The sequence below is a fragment of the Thermoanaerobacter sp. RKWS2 genome, from assembly GCF_026240795.1.
GTDB classification, from domain to species: Bacteria; Bacillota; Thermoanaerobacteria; order Thermoanaerobacterales; family Thermoanaerobacteraceae; genus Thermoanaerobacter; species Thermoanaerobacter ethanolicus.
Map to the genome: position 1 here is coordinate 779,813 of NZ_CP110888.1, position 25,196 is coordinate 805,008.

Consider the following 25,196-nt stretch of genomic DNA (forward strand, 5'->3'; position numbering starts at 1 on the left):
GAGATTTATATGTGGAAAAACAAGAGAAAAATTTTATTATTGCTTATTGACATTATCCTGTTGAATATAGCATATTTTCTAGCTTTTTATTTGCGTTTTGACTATAATATTCCTCACCAATATTTCCTCTTATACAAAAAAACCTTTTACATAGTAGTTACAGTGACTGTCGTAACATTTATCTTTTTCAAACAATACAATAAAATTTGGAGATATGCAAGTTTACATGATATTATGGATTTGATTATTTTTAATACCATTGGCAGCGCTATGGCTGCTTTTGTTTTACTGTTTCTACAAATACATTTGCCACGTTCTATTTATCCTTTATACTGGTTTTTGAGTGCATTGCTAATAGGTGGAAGTCGTATTGCTTATAGAAGTTATATGGAAAATAACAGTAAAGTCAAAGTAAAAAATGTAAAATACAAAAAAGTGCTAATAGTAGGTGCTGGAGATGCTGGGCGTATACTTGTAAGGGAGATAAAAAATCATCCAGAAACAGGCCTTAAGCCTGTAGCAATAGTAGATGATGATGTGTCTAAATTACACAGAAGTATTGATGATGTGCCTGTTGTGGGGAAAATTGATGATATTCAGGAAGTTATTACGGAGAAGGAAATTGATGAAGTTATTTTTGCTATCCCTTCTGCGCCTAGAACTGTTTTGAAAAAAGTTATTGATAAATGTAGTGAAATGCGCATAAAAGTTAAAACATTACCTGCAATCTATGAACTGGTGGATGGAACAATATCAATAAGTAGTATAAGAGATGTTGATATAAATGATTTGTTAGGCAGAGAACCTGTCAAAGTTGATTTAGAGGAAATAAGTAGTTACATAAAAGGTAAAAAGGTTATGGTTACAGGGGGAGGAGGGTCCATTGGGTCTGAACTTTGTAGACAAGTAGCCAGGTTTTCACCTTCTCGACTCATTATATTAGACATATACGAAAACAATATGTATGAAGTGGAACAGGAATTAAAAAGAAAATACCCTGAACTTGATGTAATTTGCTTAGTCGCAAATATTAGAGAAGAAAAGAAGATAAATAAAATTTTTAGTGAATATACTCCTGATATTGTTTTTCACGCAGCTGCTCATAAACATGTTCCATTAATGGAGGTAAGTCCTCATGAAGCTATTAAAAACAATGTATACGGCACATTAAATCTTGTAAAAGTTTCTGACTTATATAATGTCAATCGCTTTGTAATGATTTCGACAGACAAAGCTGTTAATCCCACGAGTGTGATGGGAGCTTCTAAGCGCATATGTGAGATGATAATCCAGGAATATGATAAAAGAAGTAAAACTGAGTTTGTTGCAGTACGATTTGGAAATGTGTTAGGAAGCAATGGAAGTGTTATACCTCTTTTTAAAAAGCAGATTGCAGAAGGTGGACCTGTAACAGTTACCCATGAAGAAGTTAAAAGATACTTTATGACAATACCAGAAGCAGTTCAGTTGGTTATACAAGCAGGGGCTATGGCAAAGGGTGGCGAAATATTTGTACTTGATATGGGTGAGCCGGTTAAAATTATAGATTTAGCAAGAACGTTAATTCAATTATCAGGTTTTGAACCTGATGTGGATATACCTATTAAGATTATTGGTTTAAGACCAGGAGAGAAATTATTTGAGGAATTATTAATAAGTGATGATAAATACGTGTCGACGAAGCATGAAAAAATTTTTATTGAAAAACCTGTTTCTGTAGATTATGGGAATTTAATTTTAACATTAGAAAAATATAAAGATAAGATAGATGATATGGATGAGGATGAAATAAGAGAGTTTATAAAGTCCCTTGTACCAGAGTATAATCCTGATTATCAGCGGTCCTTAATGGAAGAAGTTGCTGTTACTGAAATAGAATAGTTTTTGAATTTTAATAAGTGAGGAGATATATGCGATGAAAGTTTTAGTCACAGGCGGTGCAGGTTTTATAGGTTCAAACATAGTAGATTTGCTGATTGAAAATGGACATGAAGTCGTAATAGTGGATAATCTTTCAACAGGAAAAGAAGAATTTATAAATAAAAAGGCCATTTTTTATAAAAAAGACATCACAGATGATGACTTATATGAAATATTTGAAAAAGAAAAACCTGATTATGTTATACATCAGTCAGCTCAAATAGATGTTCAGAAATCAATTGATAATCCTGTATTTGATGCAAAAGTAAATATACTTGGAACAGTAAATTTACTGAAGTGCTGCAGAAAAAGTGGTGTTAAAAAAGTTATATACGCTTCATCAGCAGCAGTGTATGGAAATCCTGAGTATCTTCCTATTGATGAAGTACATAAAATAAATCCCATATCTTACTATGGCATATCAAAGCACACACCAGAGCATTATTTTGAAGTATACAGGCAATTGTATGGCTTAAAGTATACGATTTTGCGCTATGCAAATGTATATGGGATAAGACAGGACCCAAAAGGAGAAGGTGGAGTAATATCTATTTTTATAGATAAGATGCTTAAAGGGGAAAGACCTATTATTTTCGGAGATGGAAAGCAAACACGTGATTTTGTTTATGTAAAAGATGTGGCTAAAGCCAATCTTTTGGCACTGGAGAGGGGAGATAATGAGGTTGTAAATATAAGCACGAATAAACCTACAAGTATAAATGAGCTTGTTGAAATGATGAATAAAATCATGAATACCTCTTTAGAGCCTATTTATACAGAACCTCGAAAAGGAGATATAGTGCATAGTTATCTTGATAATAAAAAAGCATTAGATGTGTTTGGATGGAAACCGGAGTATAGTTTGGAAGAGGGGTTAAAAGAGACAATTGAGTATTATAAAGGTGAGATATGTAGAGGATGAGGTGGCAGCGGAGAAAGAGAAGTGAAAATGCCGTAATATTTATATTTATAAGAATTTATAAAAAGATGATAGAAATAAAATTATTAAACTTCAGGCGACGATTATGTTGTATTTAAGTTGTGAATAAAGAGGGGGAATTTTTTATCGCTCATATTTTATGGTTCACTCTCTTCTTATGGCAAATTATACAAAAATTCTTTCATTATTAATCCCCCCTAGAGGTGATTGTATATCAAAAAAATTTTTTGTCAAGACATTAAAAAATAAGATAAAAACACCAACTATAGTAATAAAAGTAATTTAGAAGAAAGAAATACTTATGCATTTTTGAATAAAGATAAAGAAACTGCTTGTTGTATAGGTTTTCAACAAGAGTTAAAGTTGTTATTTGAAAGTGACAAGTTATAGGATATAATGATATTAAGATAAAAGCAAGAAAAAATGTTTTCAGAAAGATTACTTGTTTAATAAGAAATTCTTAGGGGTGAAAAATAAGGTTATTATGAAGCCAAAATATTTTAGAGACCCAGTTCATAATTTTATCGTAATAACGAGAGATTATATTCTAGAATTAATAGATACTGAAGAGTTTCAAAGATTACGGCAGATTAAACAACTTGGTACTTCTGAAATTACATATTACGGGGCGAATCACAACAGGTTTTCTCATTCAATAGGCACTATGTATTTAATGGAAAAAGCTTTATCCCAATTGAAAAGTATTGGAGTTAGTATAGATGAAGAAACCGAAATGACTGCTTTAACGGCAGCTCTATTGCATGATATAGGACATGGTCCTTTTTCTCATATTTTTGAAAAGGTAATTGGTTCAGATCATGAAAAATGGACAATTAATATCATTCTTGGTGATACAGAAATAAATCAAGTTTTGCAGGATAAAGATAAAAGTTTGCCACAAAAAATTGCAAGTGTTATTAGCAAGGAATATGAACGTAAATATATTGTTTATTTGCTATCAAGTCAGTTAGACGTGGATAGGATGGATTATTTGTTAAGAGATAGTTATTACGTAGGTGTAAAATATGGATTATTTGATCCTGACATGATTTTCAAATCGATGCAGATTCATGGAGAATCTATAGCAATAGATTATAAAGGATTATACGCAGTTGAGCAATATATTCACGCAAGATATTACATGTACTGGCAAGTGTACTACCACAAAACGACAAGAGGGTACGAACTATTATTAGAAAATATTCTAAAGAGAGCAAAATATTTATATGAGCAAAATAGATTGGATAAAGGAATAGACACTTTAATTCCTGTATTTAGAAAAGGAAATGAAATGGACATAAAAGATTATATAAAGTTAAATGACAATATAATTTTGTATGCAATTTCATTATGGCGTGAATCGGAAGACAAAGTGCTACGAGACCTATGTAATAGATATTTAAGAAGAGATCTATATAAAGCGTATGAACTCAAAGAAGACAATATTCATCATATAGGAAAAATAGAAAATAAACTAAAAGAGAAATTGATACAATATGGATTTGAGGAAGAAAATGTAGAGTACTATTTTGGAATAGATAGGCCTAGTAATGTTACATATGACTATTACGTAGAAGGAGAAGAAGGAGAAAAACCGGTGATTTTAATACATAAAGAGGGGAAATATAACTCAATTACAAGATTTTCAGATTCAATAAAAAGTTTAGCGGGTATTAAAAAGTATAGATATTGCCTATATTTTACGAGAGCTAATTATGAAGGAGAAGATATAACTGATGAGCTTATTAAAATTATTAAGGAGGGAGAGGGAGGGAAATGAGTAGCTTTCTGAAAAATTATGCAAATCTTATTGAACTTTTACGAATTTCAGGAAAGATCGAGGGACGAAAAAAATTACAGAAGATGGTTTATATTTTGAAAAATTTAGGAGCGGATTTTAAAGAAGATTTTTATTTCCATTACTATGGCCCATATTCGGACGTTTTGACAATAGAACTTGAAGAGCTTAAATCGATTAATGTGATAAAAGAAGATGTTAAAGAGCATGATAGTTATTTCCCTACTTACACTTATGAATTAAGTATTGATGACATAGGTGTAAAAGGTGACCTAGAAAACTATAAAGAAGTGATATATAGATTAAATAGTGAAAATTCTAGATTCCTGGAATTAGTGGCTACAATTATGTATTTTAAAGAAGAGAAAAAATATGAAAAAGAAGATATCATTAGAAAAATAAAAATAGTTAAATCGGATAAAAATTACACTGACGAGGAAATTAAAAGGGCGTTTGATTTTTTAGAAACTATAACTAAAGATTAGTTATTAGATTTAGATGAAGGGATTTTAAACACATAAATAAAAAAGACTTTAATCGAATTGATAAAGAAAACAATTTTGAAAAAGAAGAATTTCATTAAGCGATGAGATAATTAAAATTTTAAAGAAGACACCTGAAGAATGGAGAGATGAAGTAATTATCGAGTGGTTGGAACACGAAAGACGTCATACATAAATATTTTGAGGTGTATTATTGGGACGGTGTACTGAGGGGTAAATTTCTTCTTTCAGTTGGTAATAAGTGCATGGAGGTGTTAATTACGCAGGGTGGCTGATTTCATTCAGCTATTGACATATTTAAAGGGAACGTCAAATAAGGCTATGAATATTCCCTGAAAAATTTCGGGAGGGGCAATTAAATGAAAAAAGACAAGTCTCCGACAGTAGGCTATTTATTGGCCTTTTTCTTGGGGGGTTTTGGAGCGCATCTTTTTTATTATCAAAAATATCTAAAGGCTGTGATATATCTCTTGATTGTCATATTTTCCGCAGGCAAATTGCTCCCTTTGACTATGGTATTGGGTTGGATAGATATGTTTTTTATTAAGAAATGGCAGAAGGAGTATTCAGAAAGGGAAGAAAAGGTTTCAAAGAGGCTTCCCGAAACACCAACTCAGCTTCCTTTTACGAAGGAAATTACTCAAGTCAAAAAACTTGAACCTTCTCCAGAAAAAGTTTTACTTCAAAAAGGAAAAGAGAAATTTTACAAGGAAGAAGATATCATACTGCCAGAATATGCTCATCTTGAAACTCCTCTCTACATAAGAAAAGAAATTGAGGAACTAAAAAATTCTGTCAAAGCCAAAAAGTCGAGCTCGCCTGCTATAGAAATTACCTTTTCCACTCGCGATACAGAGTTTATGAAAGATTCAATTAAATACGCTGATATGAAACTCAACAAGGCGGATTTTGTGCCATTGAAGGTGTATTGGACTACTTTTAGAGATTTGGACGAAAGGCAGAAGAGGTGGTATTTCTACTGGAGGTATCAGGCACTAAACGGCAATTATTTGGACACAGATTTGAGCTACGTAATCTTATTTGTTTATGAACTCTTGAACTATACATTCAATCAAAATGCTGCGTTCAACGTTAGTATGATGGTCCGCTTACGGGAGGCGTACAAGGATAGACTTCCTGATCTGGACAGATATATTGTGCCCTGGATAAGGGATATGTTGGTAGAACTGAATGAAATTGAATTGGCTTATAAATGGGGATTAGGGACAGAACCGTATTCTGGGCTCAATTTTTATCAGATTTTCAAAGAATATCAAGATGATATTAGCAAAATACCTATGGAAGAATGGCGAAAGGTTCTATATGGATATTCAGAAACCACCTTTTTTAAAACCAATGCCAAAAAAGTATATGCTGTTTTTGAACAAGCTTTAAAATTATTTCAAAGGATAAATATAGAAGAGGGATTAGATCTGGAGAAAGCCTGGTTTAGACCAGAAGAAAAAATAGAGACCTACCACTTTTTTGGTAGTGCAGTAATAGGTCGAAACGTTCCAAGCCGTATTATAAAGTACTTACAATATGTGCCTACAGATTATTTCTACAATGAAGTTACAGCTTTATTCCGGCTTTCAGAGAATGTTGCTCGATTGCTCGCTGGAGTTACCAGACAGATTCAAGTAAACGAAGAATTGTTGCCTCCTGGGTTTAAAGAGGCTTTATTAGAGGAAATAAAGAGATTGGACCTGACAAAGGATGTAGGCCTCAAAAGCCGTTTTTCTCCAGATAAAGGAGTAAAGAGTCGTTTTACTCAAGTAGCATCGGCAGAAGAGGAAGAGGTAAAACATGTTATACCTCCGAGACCAGTGCAAACCACAGGGATAAACGGCGAGGAAATTGAACCTGAACTGGACTTGCCTGAAATAGACATTCCCGAAAATAGGTCTCGAATCCGCTTGTCTGACGAAGAAGTTGATGTGGAAGGGTTTATTTCTTCCTTAACAGAAGAGGAATCTAAATTTATCAGCACGTTTTCTAATGGAAAGAAAAGTATAAATGAAGCAGAGGAACAGTTGAGAGATCAAGGTGTTCCTGTAACGATTTTTGTCGAGCAGATAAATGCTAAAGCGGAGGAATATTTAGAAGATGTTTTTATTGAGCTCATAGGAGAAGAGTATGTGATAAACGAAGAGCTGGTAACTGTATGGGAAGAAGTGGAGAGGAGAAATCGGCATGAAAATTAAAAGGAGAGATTCAGCAGATATTTTAAGCGCATTGGCAGGCGGGGTGGTTCCTAAAAGAGGTCTCCAGTATATAATGGTGGGCCGGGAAGCGGAAATGAAACAAATAAGAGAAGAGTTAAGAGACATAAAAGAAAATGGAAACTCTATGATCAAGTTTTTTATCGGCGCCTATGGAACTGGAAAAAGTTTCATGCAAAATTTTGTTAGGCAAGCAGGTTTAGAAGAAGGATTTGTAGTTACCAATGCGGATTTTACTCCTTATAGAAGATTGTATGGAAGCAATAATCAAGCTCTGGCCTTGTACAATGAATTGATAAAAAATCTATCAACCAAGTCCGCACCCCAAGGGAACGCCTGCCAATTATTTTAGATCAGTGGATAATGGGTTTGCAAAAGAAAGTAATGGAAGACCTAGATTATGAAGATAAAGCTGCTTTGGAGGACAGTGTATTTGTTCAAGCAGTAGAGAAAGAAATTGTTAAAGCTGTTTCTCATTTAGATGAGTTAACGGGTGGTTACGATTTTGCAAAAGTTTTAAGTATTTACTATAAAAGTTTTGTAAAACAAGATAAGGAAAAACAGCGTCAAGTTTTGAGGTGGCTCAGAGGAGAATATTTGACCAAAACCGATGCAATGCGGGACTTAGGAATTAGAGAGATTATTGATGATAGCAATTATTATGCTTACTTAAAAGTGCTGTGTAAATTTGTGAGGCAAGCAGGGGATTCAGGCTTGATTATCAATTTAGATGAAGCAGTCAATCTATATAAGATTACTCATAGAGAAGCCAGGGAAAAAAATTATGACTATATCCTAATGATCTACAATGACATTTTGCAAGGTTCAGTTGAGGGTTTGTATATAACGTTTAGCGGTACCCCTGAGTTTTTAGAGGATGAGCGTCGTGGGCTTTACAGCTACCAGGCATTGAAGCGACGTTTGAAGCCAGCGGTGGAAAAGGAAGAATATCAAGATTTAAGGCAGGCAGTAATGAAATTAACTCCCCTTACGCCTGAAGAAACTTTGATCTTATTGATGAATATACGGGATATCCACGCAGCCCATTATGGTTATGAAATAAATGTGACGGACGAAGAAATTCGAAAGTATCTACTGTGGACATACAAACGACCAGGTGCTGAAAAGCACATTATTTTAGGAGATGTGATCAGGCAGTTTATCAGTTTTTTGAATATTAAAATGGAACATCCTGCTCTGAATTTTGAAGAATTGTATATAGAAGAAGAGACTAGAGAAAGCAACTCCTCGGAGAAAGTTATCGATATCCATGAACGTTTTAAAAGGACTCGGCTTTCATAACCTGGGGGTAAATAGATATGAGCCAAATATTTTATAAGCTATCAGATAAAGTGCAAAAGAAAATATGGGACATGGGATGGAGGTATTTTACCCCTATCCAAGAAAAAGCAATCCCTGTGATTATCGATACAGAAAAAGATGTGGTTTTGTCGTCGGGTACAGCTTCTGGAAAAACTGAGGCTGCATTTTTGCCCATCATCAGCAAAATCGAAAAGACAGCTCCTAGCGTTTTGAAGGTTCTTTACGTTTCTCCTCTAAAGGCTTTGATTAATAATCAATTTGAGCGACTTCAAAAATTATGTGAAGAGATGAATATTCCTGTGCATAGGTGGCATGGTGATGTGAGCCAACACAGTAAGAAAAAATTAATTGATAATCCTGCTGGCATATTACAGATTACTCTCGAATCCATTGAAAGCTTGTTCATAAACAGAACCCGCTCTTTGAAGCAATTATTTCAGGACCTCGAATTTATTGTAATTGACGAACTCCACGCTTTTATTGATACAGAAAGAGGAGTTCAGCTCCGATCTCTCTTATCTCGTATTGAGCAATACACCAAAAAGCCAGCCAGGATTATCGGGTTGTCAGCAACAATCGATAATTTTTCTCTGATTAAAAAGTGGGTTAATTGCAACAATCCAGATAATGTGGAAATCATTGAAGTAAAGGGATTTGAGAGGGACATCTATTACAGTTTAATGCATTTTGAAAAAACTAAAACAGGAAATTATCCTCTGGAATTATACGAAGATATTCTAGAACTGACCCGGAACTATACTTCTTTGATTTTTTTAATAGTCGGGCAGCAGTAGAAGAGGCTACAGTAATTTTAAATCGTTTAGCTCAAAGGGAGGGGTTAGGGGAGAGGTATTATGCCCATCATTCTTCAATAGCTAAGGCAGAACGGGAATTTGTGGAGAAGCTGATGGCAGAGTCCACTGAGATTAAAAGCGTTATAGCTACAAGCTCCTTAGAACTAGGGATCGATATAGGGGAAATTGATCTGGTAATACAGGTGGATAGTACATTTACGGTTTCTTCTTTAAAGCAGAGATTGGGCAGATCAGGAAGAAAGCAAGGGGAAGGTCAATATTTACAGATGTATACCACAGACAAATATGGATTGCTGCAATCTATTGCAGTGATGGATCTCTTGTTGCAAGGTTGGACTGAACCCAGCAAAGGCTATCCGTACCCATATGATATTTTATTTCATCAAATTATTTCTATATGTCACCAGCTGAACGGTATCCCTCTTGAGGAACTTGTTTCATTGATAAGTGAAAACGCTGCCTTTCATGAATTGCCGGAATCAGATATCCGTATATTAATTGAGCACATGATTGAGAAGGAATATTTAGAAATATTGGCCGATACACAGGAATTAATTGTAGGACTAGAGGGGGAACGATTGCTAAGACAGAAAGATTTTTACTCCGTCTTCATGACCCCAGAGGTCTATGAAGTTTTTTACGGAACTAAAAATATAGGAGAAATCGAAAAAACTTTTCTTTTAAACGAAGGAGACAATATCATTCTTGCTGGGCGGTTGTGGAAAATAGAAGAAATAGATTTTCATAAAAATAAAGTATATGTAAAAAAAGCGGTGGATGGAAAGCCTCCTAGATATTCAGGTGGACCAGGACCATTGCACCCCCGTATTCCTGAACGCATGCACGAAATATTGTGTTCAGACTGTAAGTTTGATTTTATTGATGAGAGGGCCCAGACTGTTTTAGAAGAATTAAGGACACCTTATAGATATTTCAATGTTAAGCCAGACGAAAGGATTATCTGGAAAACGAAAGAGGGCTTACTATTTGAAACCTTTACTGGCACAAATATTTTTAGAACTTTGATATGGATGTTGCGCTATTATGGAGTTGACGTGGTGAAAACAGACGGAATCGGACGCATGGAGATTCCCGTTAATGATGAATTGATTGATATTTTACAGGATATTAAGAGAAGGAAGTGGTCTTTAGAAAGTTTATTGCCCTATACTAAAGAACAGGAATTTTTTATCTCTAAGTATAGCCCTTTCCTCCCTCCCAAATTGCAAATAAAAATGCACGGGGCTCATAATGTGGATATCGAAGGGGTATTGAATTTTTTAAATAAATTCCGTATTAGGATAATAAGTTTGGAATAAATGACAGTTTGAAAAGAATTTCTTTGTTTTGTAAAACTTTTTTCTGTACAGAGTGCCCAGTAGGAGAAGAATGTTTGGCGTTTCGGCTAAAAAACATTTTGGAAAGCTGGCCGGCTGGGTTCAGAGAGCTTCTTATGTTTTAGATAAAATTTACTGCCGAAAGAAAAGATGTGCAGAATACGGGATAAGGGAAATTTGCTGTGAAAAGGAGTAATGGGGTGAAATTATGAGAATTCTCCATACGGCAGACCTTCATTTAAAGGGATATGAAGACGAAAGATGGGAAGCTTTAGAAGAATTAATAGAAGTGGGGAGAAAAGAGAAAATCAATCTCTTGGTGATAAGTGGTGACCTTTTTGATACCGAGGTAGAGGTAGAAAAATTAAGGCCCCATTTGAGAAGTATTTTTTCTGACAATGATTTTAAAATTCTTATAATCCCTGGAAATCACGATAAAGGAGCTTACACTAAAGGTATGTATTGGGGCGAAGACGTGACGGTTTTGACCCATCTCTATGAACCTTTTGAATTAGAAACAGTCAGAGTGTGGGGTATGCCTTTTGAAAATATAGAAGGTAGAGAAATGGTGCAAAAAATTCGAACCTTGGAAGACAGGCTGATTCCAGACAAGACCAATATTTTACTTTATCATGGAGAATTGGTGGCTAGCTACTTTGCCCGGGAGGATTTTGGTGAAGAAGGAGAAGGCAGGTATATGCCGGTGAAACTTTCTTATTTTGAAGGTTTAAACCTACAGTATATACTGGGGGGACATTTTCATTCTCGTTATAACGTGTGGGAAGTAGAAAAAGGCAAGTATTTTGTTTATCCTGGCTCTCCAGTTTCTATAACTAAAAAGGAAACAGGTCAGCGCAAGGCAAATATTTTTGAAATAGGAGAGCCTCCCCAGGAATACCTTCTCGATACTCTACACTTTGAGGAAGTTACTTTAAAACTAGACCCTTTTGATCCTCGTCATCCTTTAGACATATTAGAGAACTACCTCAAAAATCTCCACCCCAAAGCCCAAGTACTTTTAACCGTATCTGGGTACCTTCATGGGGAAAAGTTGGGGATAGGGGAGGAAGAATTAGTGGAAAAGGTGAGAAAATTAGCTTCAGGAAAAATTGCAGGGGAAAACTACCAATTTAGAGATATAAGCAGAATATGGGAAGACGACCTTTTTAAAAAGTTTTTAGAAACCCTAGAGAAGGAGGGCGTTGAAGAAGAGGAAAAAAAGCATTTGTCTGACTTAGTCCTCCAAGCCATAATGGAGGTGAGAAGGTGAGAATAAAAGAATTTTTAATTACTCGCTATGGCCCTCTAGGTTACAAAACTAAATTTGTGCTGGGGAATTTTACTCTGTTTGTAGGGAAAAATGAGAGCGGAAAAACCTTGACCATAGAGGCACTTATAAAACTTTTATTGGGAAAAAACGTGAAAGACTTTGAAAATATAGATAGAGTAGAGGAAAATCCAGAGGGGTATGTAGTTTTGGAGACAGAGCAAGGAATGGAGGTCAAGCTCCCCGACAAGGGTACTCTGATCCAAGTGACAGGATTGAGTCCCACAGATTGCCGCAATATTTTCATAATAAGAAATAGCGACCTTTCCCTTGATAAAGAGGGGGCTTTTTATACTGAGGTGACTGACAAGTTGATGGGCCTCCGATCAGAAGAAATCAATAAAATAAAAGAGAAATTGAGGGAGATAGGCAGGATAACTCCTACTGGTATTTTTCGCAATGTAGGGGAGGAAAAATTAAAAGAGAGAATAGAGAAAGGACAAAGGCTTATAGAAGATATAGATAAATTACATAAAAAGATAAAAGAAGAAGGGCTTGAAGATTCTGAGCTGGAATATGTAAAGATAGCCGAAGAAATTGAAAAGCTAAAAAGTGAATTAGAGGAACTGGAAGAGGCCCGAAAAAGGGAAATATACGAAAAAGCCGAAAATGCTCTAAAAGAAATAAATGAGTACTCAAAAAGGCTTAAAGTCCTCGAGAGGTTCAACGAAGCTGAATGGCAAAAATGGAGAGACCATGAAAGGGATATAGAGCAATATCACAGGGAAAAGGAGGGGGCTTTAGAGGAACTACAAAAAACAGAAGAAGAGCTTCAAAAACATGAGAACAGATACGCAGTGCTAAAAGAGGAATTTGAGATTTTGGAGGGGAGAAAGAAAAAGCTAGAGGAGAATATTAAGCCAGAGCTGATAAATTACGAAAAACAGAAGACAGAGTTTCGAGCGTGGGAAACCAAAAACAGCTTTTGGCAACCTCTGGCTTACGCTTCTTCAATTCTTTTAGCCTTTTCTCTCTTGGGGTTATTTTTTAAATATTCCTCCTGGATGATCTTTTTGACACTTGTATTTTTGTTATCTGCCGTAGTTTCTTGGGCTTATAGCTTTCAATTTTGGCGCAAAAAGGGGCATCTAGAAAGTTTATTTGAAAAGATCCGACTGGCTCTGGCAGAGCTGGAGTTGGAGGGAGAGACCCTAGAAAAAGCTTTGGCTCATATCCAAAGATTTGAAGAGACATATCTTCAAAAAAACAAGGATAAAGAAGATGTGGAAAGACAAAAAGAGAGATTAGAGAATAAAATTGAGCAATTAAGGGGAAGAATAGAAAATCTAGAGGAAAAGATTAGAAGTGTACAAAATGTCATTGCTAGGATAAAAGAAAATTCAGGAGAGGAGACCCTAGAGGGTTATAAGAAAAAAATAGAAGAGAAGAAGGATTTAGAAACAAAAATAAAGGGAGCGGAACGGGAGTTAAGAAGCCTTTTAGGAGGAGAAGCTATTTCCTACTGGGAACAAGCCATAGAAGAGCTATCGTCTTACAAGGATAAGGCTCTGGGAAGAAAATATGACGAAAAAGAGGTAGACCATTTAAGGAGAAAACGGCAACAGTTAGAAGAAAAATTAGAAACCCTAGAAAAGCAGAGGGAAGATATAAAGAGAGTGATGACGGAGATAGAGAAAAGGGCTGGAGAAATTTTGCGTTCAGAAAAATATTTGTACTGTCATACCCTGGCCGATTTAGAAAAAATCAAGGAAGAGTTGCAAAAATTTATACAAGAAAATGAAACCCGGAAAAACAGGGTTTTAACTGCCATTAAAATTTGGGAAAAAATAGATAGGGAAGAAAAGGGAAAGGTAGCCACCTTATTTGGTGAAGATAGCTTGGTATCTAAATATTTTGCTGTAGCCACTGAACATCGCTACAGAGGAGTAGTTTACCACCAAGAAAGAGGTACGGTAGAGGTGGTGCGAGAGGATGGAGCCCGACTTTCTCCCGAAAAATTGTCAGGCGGAGCCTATGACCAATTGTACTTCGCTATAAGACTGGCCCTAGGCAAAAAGCTTTTGGCTTCTTCTGGAGGTTTCTTTATCTTGGACGACCCTTTTATAAAAGCTGATCCCTACAGATTAAGGAAACAACTTCAAATGGTGAAAGAAATGGTCTATGAGGAGGGATGGCAGATAATTTACTTCACGGCCAAGGGGGAGGTTGAAGAAGCCCTTAGGGAAGAGAAAGAAAAAGGAGAAATCACTTACTTTAAAATAGAGGACTTCTCACATGAGGAAGAATAAAGTTCCAAAGCTCAATAAGTTTTAAAAGACGTCGATTAATAAAGGAATAAATCTTCTTTTCCTCAAAAACTTTTAGTTTCAATTTTAGGGCCTATTTATACGGAGCCTCGGAAAGGAGATATAATGCATAGTTATCTTGATAATGAAAAGGCATTGAAAGTGCTTGGATGGAAATCGGAGTATAGCTTAGCAGAAGGATTGAGAGAGACGATTGAGTGTTATAGGGTGAGATATGTATAGGATGAGGTTGCTGTGATGAAAGAGAAGTGAAAAGATGATGCAAATGATAACAGGCGTTATTATGGCGGGCGGCAAAGGCGAAAGATTTTGGAATATTAAAGACAGCGATAAAAAAAGCAAAACCAGGAGATAATCTTGTGACAATAGGTATAAAGCCCATACGTCCTGAGACGGGATATGGTTACATAAAATTCAAGAAAGTAACGAGAGAAATAATAAATAAAAATACTGTGCATAAAGTGGAAAGATTTGTAGAAAAACCTGATTATGATGTAGCAGTGAGATATGTAGAAAGCGGAGATTATCTTTGGAATAGTGGCATGTTTGTATGGAAGACATCCTCAATATTAAGAGCTATAGAAAAATACATGCCTGAGTTACATAAAGCATTGGAGAATATAAGGGAAAATCTTGATTCAGGGGATATAGAAAGAGTATTATATGAAGAATATTCAAAGCTTGAAAGTATGTCAATAGATTACGGCGTAATGGAAAAAGCCAAAAATGTCTATGTCGTGCCAGGAGATTTTGGTTGGGATGATGTAGGAAGCTGGACGTCTATAGAGAGATTATACGAAAAAGATGAAAATGGTAATGTAATAAGAGGCAATGTAATAGCTGTGGATACAAAGAAATGTATCATAACGGGTGGTGAAAAACTCATTGCAACCTTAGGGATAGAAGATGTGATTATAGTTGACACTGATGATGCTCTTTTAATCTGTTCAAAGGATAAGGTGCAGAATGTGAAGGAGATATTGAAAGAGTTGAAAGAGAGAAAGAGGGAATATTTGTGAGGAGTTAAAGTAATTTTAGTAAACAGGGTTATTTCTGTTTTTATTTTTGTCGAGATATGTCGAAATTTTCATAATATTTGTGTTGTTTTTTGGGAAATAAAATGATAAAATGAAAATGCAGAAAATTTATTTTTGCTTTTTCTGTGAATATTGTTTTGTTAATTTCAGTTTGTAGGAGTAAGAGTAAAATCGAGATTCAATTTGAAAAGATAATATTTGAGAGGAGGGTTATCTATAAAATGGCTAAAAAATCAAATATCTTGCAAAAAGTAATAGAAGACATAACAAAAGAAGAGAAAAATAAAATTAATCTTTTTGTGGAATATATAATGACTTTATATGACGATAATTATGGATTGAATGGCAATACAAATTATCTAGCGAATAAATATGATGATATTCTTAAATTTTATGAAGAAAGGATCGGGAATGAAAATGAGGATTAAGCAGGTTAAAATTAATGGTATTAGAGGTTTTTACTATTTAGAAGATAGTCCTCATATTATAGAATTGGACGGAAAGCATCTTTTTTTATATGGAGAAAATGGAACAGGAAAGTCTAGCTTTCTGGATGCAATTGAGTGGTGTTTGACTGGAGAAGTGGAAGAATCGAAAACAAGGAGGGTAGATAAACGTGAATTTCTTATAAATAAATTTTGTGATAAAAAAGATGCTCCTTTTGTTGAAATTATATATGTTCATAATGGTCAAGAGGAAAGTTTTTGTAGAAAAGTAAATAGCAAAACTAAATTTGTATTTGAAGATTTAGCGGGTGACCATTTCATAGATACCAAACGTATAGAAAATTTTGTTATTGATACAAAGCAATCTTTATGGGATCGATTTTCAACCCTATTAGGATTTGAGGACCTGATTGAGTTTGATAGGCGTTTACGAAAATTAAAAAATACTGCCGAAAAGAAATATCAGGAAATTACAGAAAAACTCAGACAGCAAGAAAAGGAATTAGAAGGATTAGAAAATAGAATGGCAGAGCTTAGGGGAAAATTCAAGGATAGTGTAGAGGAAGATTTGGAAATCAAGCTAAATGAGGAGGAAAATCGGAGTAGGAGTGAAAGGTTTAAAAAACTTCAGGAATTTATTATTAATCTTGATGGAATTATTAAGGAATTAGAAGAAAAGATGAATTTAGATGAAAAAACTAAAAGAATATAAAAGCAAACTCGCAAATGCTCAAGAAATGATAACAGAAGTAGAGATTTCCGAGGTTGTGAATACGGCTTATGAATATTTTAAAAAAACTGAGGAAGTAACTACCTGCCCTGTATGTGGTCAACCTATTGAATATTATGATGTGTTAAGAAGACTTGAAAATTTAAAAGAAAATTTAAGTAAAATAATTAATTTGAAGAGTGAAATTCGAAAAATAAACAATAGCATCGAGCAAAAACAGCAATCCCTTTTAGAAACTGCGGAGAAAGTAAAGAATTTATATTTCCATCTCTATAAAAAAGAATTAAACATTGAAATTAGCAAGGAAGAATTTGACAGGAATTTAATTTCGGATTTAGAGACCATAAAAGAAGATGCAAGAAGGGAAAGTGATGCTATAAATGAAATATTGAGATTGAGTCAAGAATGGGGCCGATATAAAGAAATTAAGCAAAATAGCGAAAAGTCAAAAATTTCTAAAGAGACTTTAGAAACGAGAATGAAAGTGGTCAAAAAAATCTATGATGATATATGTGACTTTTATGAAATTTATAGAAGGAAATATGCTGAAAGAATTGCCAAGGAATTAGAAAACATCAGTAAGAATGAGGTAACTTTAATTTACAACAAAATTAACCAGTCAGAAAATGAGGTAGTAGACACTTTTATTATAGAACCAGATATTGGTAATATTGAAGAACCAAAGATTAGTTTTCGTGCGGTTATAAAAGGAACTCAAAAAGTGGTAGATGCTCTTAGTATTTTGAGTACAGGACATTTAAGATGTCTTGGATTTGCATTGTTGGTAGCAAGGATAAAGTCAAATCCTAATAGTTTAAATTTTATTGCAATTGATGACCCTATTTATTCTATTGATCATGAGCATAGATATAATTTAATTACCTATTTAAGGGAATTAGGCAGTCAATACCAGCTTATTATTACAACGTCTGACAGAGTGTTTTATGATATTATAAAGCATCAATTTAATGGGAATAGTTTTAAACCGTACAATACTTCTTTTGGGAGCATTAGTAACTGCCAAAATACAGAGGTTGTTTTAAGTATAGATATTAAGCCTTGTTATAGAAGTTATATTGAAAAAGCTGAAGAATATTCATACATAAATGAAATACGTGCAGCTTCTTTGTATGCAAGATTAGCTTTAGAAACTGTATTATTTTCGTTGGCGGAAAAAGTAAATCTTAAGATTCCTTACAAGAGAATTCATAAAATAACTATTAAGGATTTAATGGGGGCAAAATTAAAAGAGGAGCTAAAAAATTATTTTCAAGACAGAAGTAATGAAATAGAGATGGAATTTCAAAAACTATCTCATCATAGGTATTTCAAGTCACTATTAAACGGATTTCCTCTAGACGAAGAAGTTCATTATCCTCACGAAGAACGAAGTAGCTATACAGTAAAAGAAGTGAAAGAGGTTATTGAGACTATAAAAAATTTCGCACAATTTGTAGAGAGTTTGGCTTAAAATTAAAAGATTTATTCGGTACTTTACAATTTTTCTAAAATTTTTATTCATGAGAGTACATTTGGAAATTAATTCAAAGCAAGATTGTAGAAATTTCTTAGAAGGAGAGACAATGATGCAGTTGAATATGTGGGGTAAACCTTTTATTAAAAAAGGGGGAGAATAATGTTTGCGCGTTTTATAGAGCAGGATAAAGAAATAAAAGAACTTTTTTATCAAAAAATCAAAGAAAAAGAGGAAAGAGAGAAACAAAAGCATTTGGACAAGATTAGTGAAGGATTCCTTGGTTGGCTTTTAGAACCTATTGCAGATGTTGCTTATACGTGGAGGCGTATTTCCGAAAAAGAACAGGGAAGTAGTGGTGAAAATTCAGTAGGATGGGCATTGCATTTGTGGCTTCCAAGTAGTGCAGTTGTTATAAATGACCTTGTTTTAGAAGTAGAGCCTGACGAGTTTATACAAATTGACCATCTTGTGTTAAATACGAACGGAATTTTTGTATTAGAGACAAAGTCATGGGACGGGGCTTTTTTAGGGACAAAAGATAAATGGCGTATGAAACAAGGTAATAAGTGGGTTGAAGTTCAAAGCCCTACCAAACAAAATGAGAGGCATGTTAAATTGTTTAAAAAATGGTTAGAAGAAAATTTGCCTGATTTACATGAAAGAATTAAAGATCATATACATCCAATTGTAATATTTAAACGGGCTAAATGGGTAAAAGCCAAAGATTGCAGCATGCCCGTTGTTATTGGAGGAATGGAAGCTGTTGGAGAAATTAGAAAAATAAAAGGAGAAAATATATCTGAAGAGGATATTAATTTGATTATTGAAGCTGTAAAAAATGCTAAACCGTTAGATCATGATGAATGGAAGAAGAAGCATAGTAAAGAAAAAGAAAGAAATAGAGAAAGATACCAAGTTACAACAGGTAAAACTTCAAATGGTAAAATGTATGTAAGGATTTTGGGTACAAAGGAAGATGCTCAAAAAGTTGCAGAGGAGTATAAAAACCAAAATTATACAATAAGCGAAATAAGGCAGGATAAAAAAGACAAAAATGTGTGGTTTTTTTATTATTCTTAAAGCTTGAAAAATAGTAAAGATGTTAGATGAAGCTAAGTAGTTAAATGTTTATTATTAAAGAATTGTCAAATCTGTCAATAGCGGATTAGAATTGACCCATTTTCAACGGTTTTAAATTGACCTACCCTGCGTTTTTTTAATTTAAGCCTTACCGTTTGGACTACCGTAATAAAGACCAGTCTTTAACCTATCCTTTAAACGATAGCTGTTACCTCTTATGTTGATTATATGAGCATGGTGCAGCAATCTGTCCAATAGTGCAGTTGCAAGAACTGGATCCCCCATTAGTTCACCCTATTCTTCAAATCCTTTGCTGCTTGTAAGTATAAAGAGGCAAAGGCTTTAAGTTTTCCCTCTTTAGTCTGTAAATCTGTCAATTGGTAGAGTTAAGGTTTGAACTGATCTTAGGATGGGTTTCCTTCAGGGGGTTCCCTCTGCTCCGAGATACTTTCTTATTGTGTTTCGAGAATGCCCTGTTTCTTGTGAAATTGCACGAATACTCTTGCCTTTTACTCTGAGTTCATGTATCATGAGGATAGACCCGCTCCCTAGAATTTTTATCTCCCTCCGATAAGTGAGAGTTATTGCTGTTGTTACTTTTTGCTTTATTTGGAAAAGGCCATAACATTGACTAACCAAAATAGTGAAATTATTCAAGGGTTAAAAATCTTGCAGATTTTGAAAGGAATAGATGACATATGAATATTTATGATAAGATTAATGCTGTAATTAATTGTGACGATTTATTAACTTGGGGAGAACTACTAATTGATTTTGCAGAGTCGGCTCTGAAGGAAAAAAATAGGGCGAAAATTGTAAAATTTTTCTATCAACAATTGCAATATTTTGGGCTTTTGGATTATGTATTTGATAGTATAATTAACAAAAACGACTCGCAATATCTTATATATGAAGGTATAGATGCAGTTAGGAAATATGTTGCATTGACAATACCAAAACAAGATACTCCTGTTAAAACATTGAAATCTATAAAGACATATGGAAATCAGATATTATCAGACTTTAAAAAACCAGTCGGTAAAAGAATAACTAAAGAAAAGATTGAAGAAATAATGCATTATTTGGATGAAAAATTTAGTTTTTCAAAAAAAGTGTTTGCTGATAGAAAGCCCATGTTTATTTTGCTAAATTATAGTCATAGAAAATATAATAGTGAATGCTTGGTGATGCCCTATGGTAAGGAAATTATTCAACACTTTTTCCTTTACAATATGAAATCTAATTTAGAAGATACACCCGCACCGGAAGCTGTATTTTTTCATGAATTAGGACATGCACTTCATGCTAGATATACCGAAAATGTTAAAGTTGTGCCTGAAGAAATAATACTTTTTTTAAAAGAGCTTTGTATGCCAAAGATTGATTTATTAGAACCAGAACAACAAAGAGAGGTGTTTGCTGATATATTAAGTATTGGAATGATGTATGACAGTCCATTTTCTGAATATGACCCATTTGTAAAAATACGTGAAGACGACAAGAAAGTATTTAGAATGCTCGTAGAAAAAATACTTGATTCAATATAATACCTAACTAAAATGAATTGACAAAAATTAGATTAAATTAATTAATTGAATAGTTAATGAGGCAGGGAGGAAAGTCTTCTGTACCAAGCAGAAAAGCTATTGAGAACTTTGCAATAGATTTATTTACAGAGGAATAGGGTTGTCATACAACATGAGGGGAGTGTTTAATGTAGTATGGATGAAAACTACAATGTCAAATACGAAATAAAAAAGGATTGGTGGTTAATTGGCATTATCATATTAATATGGATTTTTACATTTGCCATTTTTGGACGTTTACCGGCTAAAATTCCAATACATTGGAACATTTCGGGTCAAGTAGACAGTTTTGGCCCAAAACATGATATATTTATTTTGCCTTCTATCATTACAATAATATATTTTGTAATGTTATATGTACCTATTATTGACCCTAAAAGAGCCAATTATGGCAAATTTGCTGGAGCTTATAGAATGATAAGAGCAGTTGTAGTAATTATTTTGTCAGCAGTGTATTTTGCTTCTGCATATTCTGCATTAGGTTATAGAATTGATGTAAATAGAATGGGCAATCTTATTATTCCTTTTATGTTGATTGGTTTTGGGAGTGTTATGGGTAAACTTCGCCATAATTATTTTGTAGGTATAAGAACTCCCTGGACGTTAGCAGATGAAGAGGTATGGAATAATACACATCAGCTAGCTGGAAAACTATGGCTCATTGCAGGTATTATTGGCTTATTTGCTTCCTTTTTTGGAGGCATATGGGTGACTGTTTTTATGTTTGTGCTGCTAATTACTGCTGTTATAGTACCGGTTGTACATTCTTATATAATTTTTAAAAACAAAGGAAAGTAGAGGATGGATGAGATTGCATTAAAGTTTTTTATGATATGGTTATAAGGGTAAGGGGACACAGGGACTTGTCTGAGAAAATTGAGATAAATAGAATTTTTATGTAGATTGGTGTGATAGGCTATGTTAATACAATGTACAAAAAAGTTGTTGGATGTGATAGAGAGAAAACCCGTTGCGTATGAAGAAGAAAATTTGTTATTTTCTTGGCATGCGAATTTGATCACCTTAAATCGAAGAAAGACTGTAGTCCTTGTAAATGATAAAAACAGGTATGTGGTTGTTTTATATGGACTTAAAGCAAAGGATTTTGAAAGGTTTGATGAAATTATTTTAAATGCTATTCGTCTGACGTTATTAGATGAATGTATTGATGAAGATATTGTAGATGAGTATTTAAGACAGTCTGGAGAAATTGTATATGGGAAAACGAAAAATAGTAGTTATGTAGGGAAATTAAATACAGCTTGTAATATAGTACCCTATTATGGAGAATTGCTTTTGGACAATACAATTTATCAAACCTTTGTGAGCAAAATAGCGAGTCGCTATTGGGTAGGCAAACAGGAGGGAGGACATTATATATCTCCAGGCAAAGAAATGCTTAAAGATTTAGAAATTTTTGCAGGCAGACCCATTTTTAAATGCAAGGCAGTAGAACTAAAAGTGACACTTCAGATGGAGAATCATAATATTTGGCGCAGGCTTATCGTTCCTTTAAATACTACATTTACACAGTTTCACAAAGTACTTCAGGCTGCTTTTGGCTGGCTGGATTATCATCTTCACGAATTTTTTGTTTATGGGGATGAGAGATGGGATATTTTGCATATTGATATCAACTATTTTATTAATCATCCTGCTTATAATAAAGCAGGATACAAACCAGTTGTAAATTTGGTTAGCGATGAGGAAGCCTTTGATTATCCAAGGAAAGATGGTATAGAGAGGAAATTAGAAAAGGGGATAAGACTATCAGAGTATATTCCAAAATACAAAAGGCTGCAATATGTCTATGATTTTGGAGATGATTGGCGACATTATATTGAAGTAGAAAGAGTGATAGAGGATTATGATAAGAATTATGCTATTTGTGTTGATGGAGAAGGAAACGCCCCGCCTGAAGATGTAGGCGGTGAATATGGCTATGATAAATTTTTGGAAATAATTTCTGATAAAAATAATCCAGAGTATGAGAGTACACTGGTTTGGGGTGAGTATCAAGGATATAAGGATTTTAATATTGACGAAGTAAACAAAAATATTAGATTTGTGTATGATTCTTTTTACTATGAAAGGTTTAATGTTATTACCGACTCTATGATAGTAATGGACTATCAAAGCTCTATAAAAAAGTGTGCAAAAAAGAATTACTTCAATAGTTGAACACATCTTTTAAGTCTATTACAAGGTCTTCAAAAATAGAGACTTTAATTTTATCTTCTTCAGTGTATATGTTTGGTCTGCCGTATCTGCCATTTTCCTGAAGCAAAAATACCGTTACCAATTTTATTTCTGGTTCTACTATCCAGTATTCCTTTACTCCATGTTTTTCGTATAAGTTAAATTTTTCTACTTTATCTCTCCTTGCAGTGGAAGGAGATGTGATTCCAACAATCAGATCAGGAGCTCCTTTGCACCCTTCATCATCTAATTTTGATTTATCGCATACTACTATAATGTCAGGTTCTACAACAGTCGTTATTTCTTTATCGCTTTTTTCATTACCTGATGGTAACCTTACTCCAAGACGTGCAAAATAAACCTCACATTTTTTATCTTTCAGGTAATTAGAAAATTGATAGACTATTGCTCCAGAAATTTCTTGATGTATTCTTGGTGGAAGGGTGTGTAAATAAACTTGCCCGTCAATTATTTCTATTCTCTGTTCATCTGGCCAGTTTAAATAATCCTCATATGTATAAACTTTTTTCTTTCTGGCAAAGACATAATTGACACTCCTTGTAATTTTTTAAGCAACTCAGTTTTTTGTTTTAATAGATAGATTTTTTTGATTTTATTATATTATACGCCTGTTCTATAAGCAATAAAATATATTTTGTTTTCTGGTCTATAAAGAACAATACTTTAAAATAGGGGTACTGATTTTGTCGAAATATAACGAAATTTTCTTAACATTTTGATTGGATTTTAGTTTATAAAGTGGTAAAATTAAATTAAAATAAGAAGATTTTGATAGGTTATGTTTTTAAGTGAGGGAGAGAGGATGGGGGTAAAAGATTGTAATTATTTGGAGGAATGTGATAGATATTTTGAAGATGTACTCAGCTTGTCAAAAAATAGGGGAGTTTTAGGTTATATTGAACTAGATGTAGATGAGATTGAACATATGGCCGGGCTAATTTCTAAAGAATTGGTAAAACCTGATTTTAATATTTCTGAGTCACTTACTATATCGGTTTTTCTTGTATGGATAGGTATTTTATACTATCAGGAAGGAAATTTTTGGATGCCAGTGTATAAAATATTACGATTGCCTTCACAACAACCATTGTGGCAAAGACGATTGGGAGAAATTTTTTTAAAAACAGTTAAGAAATATGGACTGATAGAATTTAAAGATGAACTACGTTATATTATGCCAATTTTAGCCCATGGGTGTGTTCCTAATTTTTATCTTAATGACTACTTTTTAAATGTCATTTTTAGAATGTATAAAGAGAGGCAGGAGTTAGAATTATCCATAGCTTTGGATGAGGTAAAACACATAGTATCTACCTGGAGGAAAGAATATCAATTGTATGCGGCAAGAGAAAATAAGTTGAGAGAATTAGATAAAAAAGAGAAAGAGTTGCAAGTTGCCTTTGAAGTATTAAGAAATAAAGATAAATTGATAGAACTTAGGGAATTGCTAAAAGATCTTAAAAGAAGCCCAGAGCTAAAAGTGCTTTTATCTAAGCCGAAGGACTGGCTGGAGGAAGCAAGGGAGGAGAGGGAAAAATTAAATACACAATTAAATGAGATTCGCAACCTCTTGGAGAAAAAAGAAATTTTCGAAAAAGAATATAAAGAAATAGAAGATCGAATAAAAGAACTTGCTTATTCTTTTTTAAGTTATTGGAATAATGATTTAGCAGAAGTTATATTAGAGCTTCCTATTGACGAGATTGAAAACAATTTAACAACCTACTGGAATTTTAAAAGAAGGTATAGAGGTTTATTTGGAGTATTAATGAGACTTTTTATGCCAGATAAATATTATAGGATGTTAAATTGTGGGAGCAGGTTGAAGGATGAGTTAAAAAAATTGCCATTGAAAGAGAATTTACTGGAAAATTATTCTTCTGAGACAATAAGGCACATAAGAGAATTACAGGAATTATTACATAGACTCCCATGCCGCAAATGCAGCACCAGCAGAGGATGAAAATGTCCTTTTTTGATGATATAATCAGTACAGCGGCTGGTGAAGAAAGGTCGTTCTTACCTTGGTGCTTTGAGCCCGACTCATAGACAGACTCCAACGACCAGGTGCACCACAGATTGTTGCTCCCTTTACGGGAAGCACGCAGGATAGAATAACCCCTTATGGTTGTTGCACCAGCTCTTCAATTTTACAGTCGCTATCGTTC

Annotated in this window: 16 protein-coding genes and 5 pseudogenes; 18 read left to right on the forward strand and 3 right to left on the reverse strand. The window is 33.9% G+C overall.

The genetic code is table 11. The features are described 5' to 3' along the window. Positions 1–9 precede the first annotated feature (9 nt). The 14 genes and pseudogenes from OEI98_RS03910 (at position 10) to OEI98_RS03980 (ending at position 19,222) form a co-directional block, all read left to right on the forward strand. Positions 10–1,881 (forward strand): polysaccharide biosynthesis protein, encoded by a 1,872-nt coding sequence (locus tag OEI98_RS03910; protein WP_266039715.1) that lies wholly within the window; start codon positions 10–12, stop codon positions 1,879–1,881. A gap of 34 nt (positions 1,882–1,915) precedes the next feature. Continuing rightward, positions 1,916–2,842: an SDR family oxidoreductase gene (locus OEI98_RS03915; protein ID WP_266039718.1), complete on the forward strand. Its 927-nt coding sequence runs from the start codon at positions 1,916–1,918 to the stop codon at positions 2,840–2,842. A 502-nt stretch (positions 2,843–3,344) separates the two neighbouring features. Beyond that, on the forward strand, positions 3,345–4,640 hold the full coding sequence (locus OEI98_RS03920) for an HD domain-containing protein (RefSeq protein WP_266039720.1): 1,296 nt from the start codon (positions 3,345–3,347) through the stop codon (positions 4,638–4,640). After that, positions 4,637–5,143 carry a YwgA family protein gene (locus tag OEI98_RS03925; RefSeq protein WP_009610118.1) on the forward strand — a complete coding sequence of 169 codons (507 nt, stop codon included), beginning with the start codon at positions 4,637–4,639 and terminating at the stop codon, positions 5,141–5,143. The genes OEI98_RS03920 and OEI98_RS03925 overlap by 4 nt, the downstream gene beginning before the upstream one ends. Before the next feature lie 377 nt (positions 5,144–5,520). Further along, the gene (locus OEI98_RS03930; RefSeq protein WP_266039724.1) at positions 5,521–7,365 is read left to right on the forward strand and encodes a TerB N-terminal domain-containing protein; all 1,845 of its coding nucleotides are present in this window, start codon (positions 5,521–5,523) and stop codon (positions 7,363–7,365) included. Then, positions 7,355–8,685: pseudogene (locus OEI98_RS03935) on the forward strand (ATP-binding protein). Before OEI98_RS03930 ends, OEI98_RS03935 begins: the two are co-directional and overlap by 11 nt. A gap of 17 nt (positions 8,686–8,702) precedes the next feature. Next, positions 8,703–10,840: pseudogene (locus tag OEI98_RS15250) on the forward strand (DEAD/DEAH box helicase). A gap of 226 nt (positions 10,841–11,066) precedes the next feature. Further along, entirely contained in the window at positions 11,067–12,128 is a 1,062-nt protein-coding gene (locus tag OEI98_RS03950; RefSeq protein WP_266039726.1) for a metallophosphoesterase family protein, read from the forward strand. Then, complete coding sequence (locus OEI98_RS03955) at positions 12,125–14,434, forward strand: ATP-binding protein (RefSeq protein WP_266039727.1); 2,310 nt, start codon at positions 12,125–12,127, stop codon at positions 14,432–14,434. Before OEI98_RS03950 ends, OEI98_RS03955 begins: the two co-directional genes overlap by 4 nt. A 332-nt stretch (positions 14,435–14,766) precedes the next feature. Further along, a pseudogene (locus tag OEI98_RS03960) lies at positions 14,767–15,471 on the forward strand (mannose-1-phosphate guanylyltransferase); the annotation flags it as partial. Positions 15,472–15,710: 239 nt separating this feature from the next. Further along, positions 15,711–15,917 carry a hypothetical protein gene (locus OEI98_RS03965; RefSeq protein ID WP_022588855.1) on the forward strand — a complete coding sequence of 69 codons (207 nt, stop codon included), beginning with the start codon at positions 15,711–15,713 and terminating at the stop codon, positions 15,915–15,917. After that, complete coding sequence (locus tag OEI98_RS03970; protein ID WP_266039732.1) at positions 15,883–16,647, forward strand: AAA family ATPase; 765 nt, start codon at positions 15,883–15,885, stop codon at positions 16,645–16,647. Before OEI98_RS03965 ends, OEI98_RS03970 begins: the two co-directional genes overlap by 35 nt. Beyond that, positions 16,625–18,136 (forward strand): hypothetical protein, encoded by a 1,512-nt coding sequence (locus OEI98_RS03975; protein WP_074665833.1) that lies wholly within the window; start codon positions 16,625–16,627, stop codon positions 18,134–18,136. The genes OEI98_RS03970 and OEI98_RS03975 overlap by 23 nt, the downstream gene beginning before the upstream one ends. A gap of 165 nt (positions 18,137–18,301) precedes the next feature. After that, positions 18,302–19,222 (forward strand): nuclease-related domain-containing protein, encoded by a 921-nt coding sequence (locus OEI98_RS03980; RefSeq protein ID WP_266039734.1) that lies wholly within the window; start codon positions 18,302–18,304, stop codon positions 19,220–19,222. Between the two features lie 141 nt (positions 19,223–19,363). On the opposite strand, the pseudogene OEI98_RS03985 reads toward OEI98_RS03980, so the two are convergent. Continuing rightward, positions 19,364–19,549 (reverse strand): annotated as a pseudogene (locus tag OEI98_RS03985) (ATP-binding protein); the annotation flags it as partial. A 96-nt stretch (positions 19,550–19,645) separates the two neighbouring features. Further along, positions 19,646–19,777 (reverse strand): annotated as a pseudogene (locus OEI98_RS03990) (IS21 family transposase); the annotation flags it as partial. Positions 19,778–19,920: 143 nt separating this feature from the next. Here OEI98_RS03990 and OEI98_RS03995 point away from each other — a divergent pair. The 3 genes from OEI98_RS03995 to OEI98_RS04005 all read left to right on the forward strand — a co-directional run bounded on the left by OEI98_RS03995 (position 19,921) and on the right by OEI98_RS04005 (position 22,989). Continuing rightward, a complete protein-coding gene (locus OEI98_RS03995; RefSeq protein WP_074666095.1) occupies positions 19,921–20,769 on the forward strand; it encodes a hypothetical protein in 849 nt (282 codons plus the stop codon). 174 nt (positions 20,770–20,943) lie between these two features. After that, entirely contained in the window at positions 20,944–21,606 is a 663-nt protein-coding gene (locus OEI98_RS04000) for an SdpI family protein (protein WP_074666098.1), read from the forward strand. A gap of 120 nt (positions 21,607–21,726) precedes the next feature. Further along, on the forward strand, positions 21,727–22,989 hold the full coding sequence (locus OEI98_RS04005; protein ID WP_266039739.1) for a plasmid pRiA4b ORF-3 family protein: 1,263 nt from the start codon (positions 21,727–21,729) through the stop codon (positions 22,987–22,989). On the opposite strand, the gene OEI98_RS04010 is transcribed toward OEI98_RS04005, so the two are convergent. Next, positions 22,979–23,572, reverse strand: coding sequence for a Uma2 family endonuclease (locus OEI98_RS04010; RefSeq protein ID WP_266040558.1), 594 nt, complete (start codon positions 23,570–23,572; stop codon positions 22,979–22,981). The genes OEI98_RS04005 and OEI98_RS04010 overlap by 11 nt on opposite strands. Positions 23,573–23,830: 258 nt before the next feature. On the opposite strand from OEI98_RS04010, the gene OEI98_RS04015 reads away from it, so the two are divergent. Then, entirely contained in the window at positions 23,831–24,991 is a 1,161-nt protein-coding gene (locus OEI98_RS04015; protein WP_266039741.1) for a hypothetical protein, read from the forward strand. Positions 24,992–25,196 lie beyond the last annotated feature (205 nt).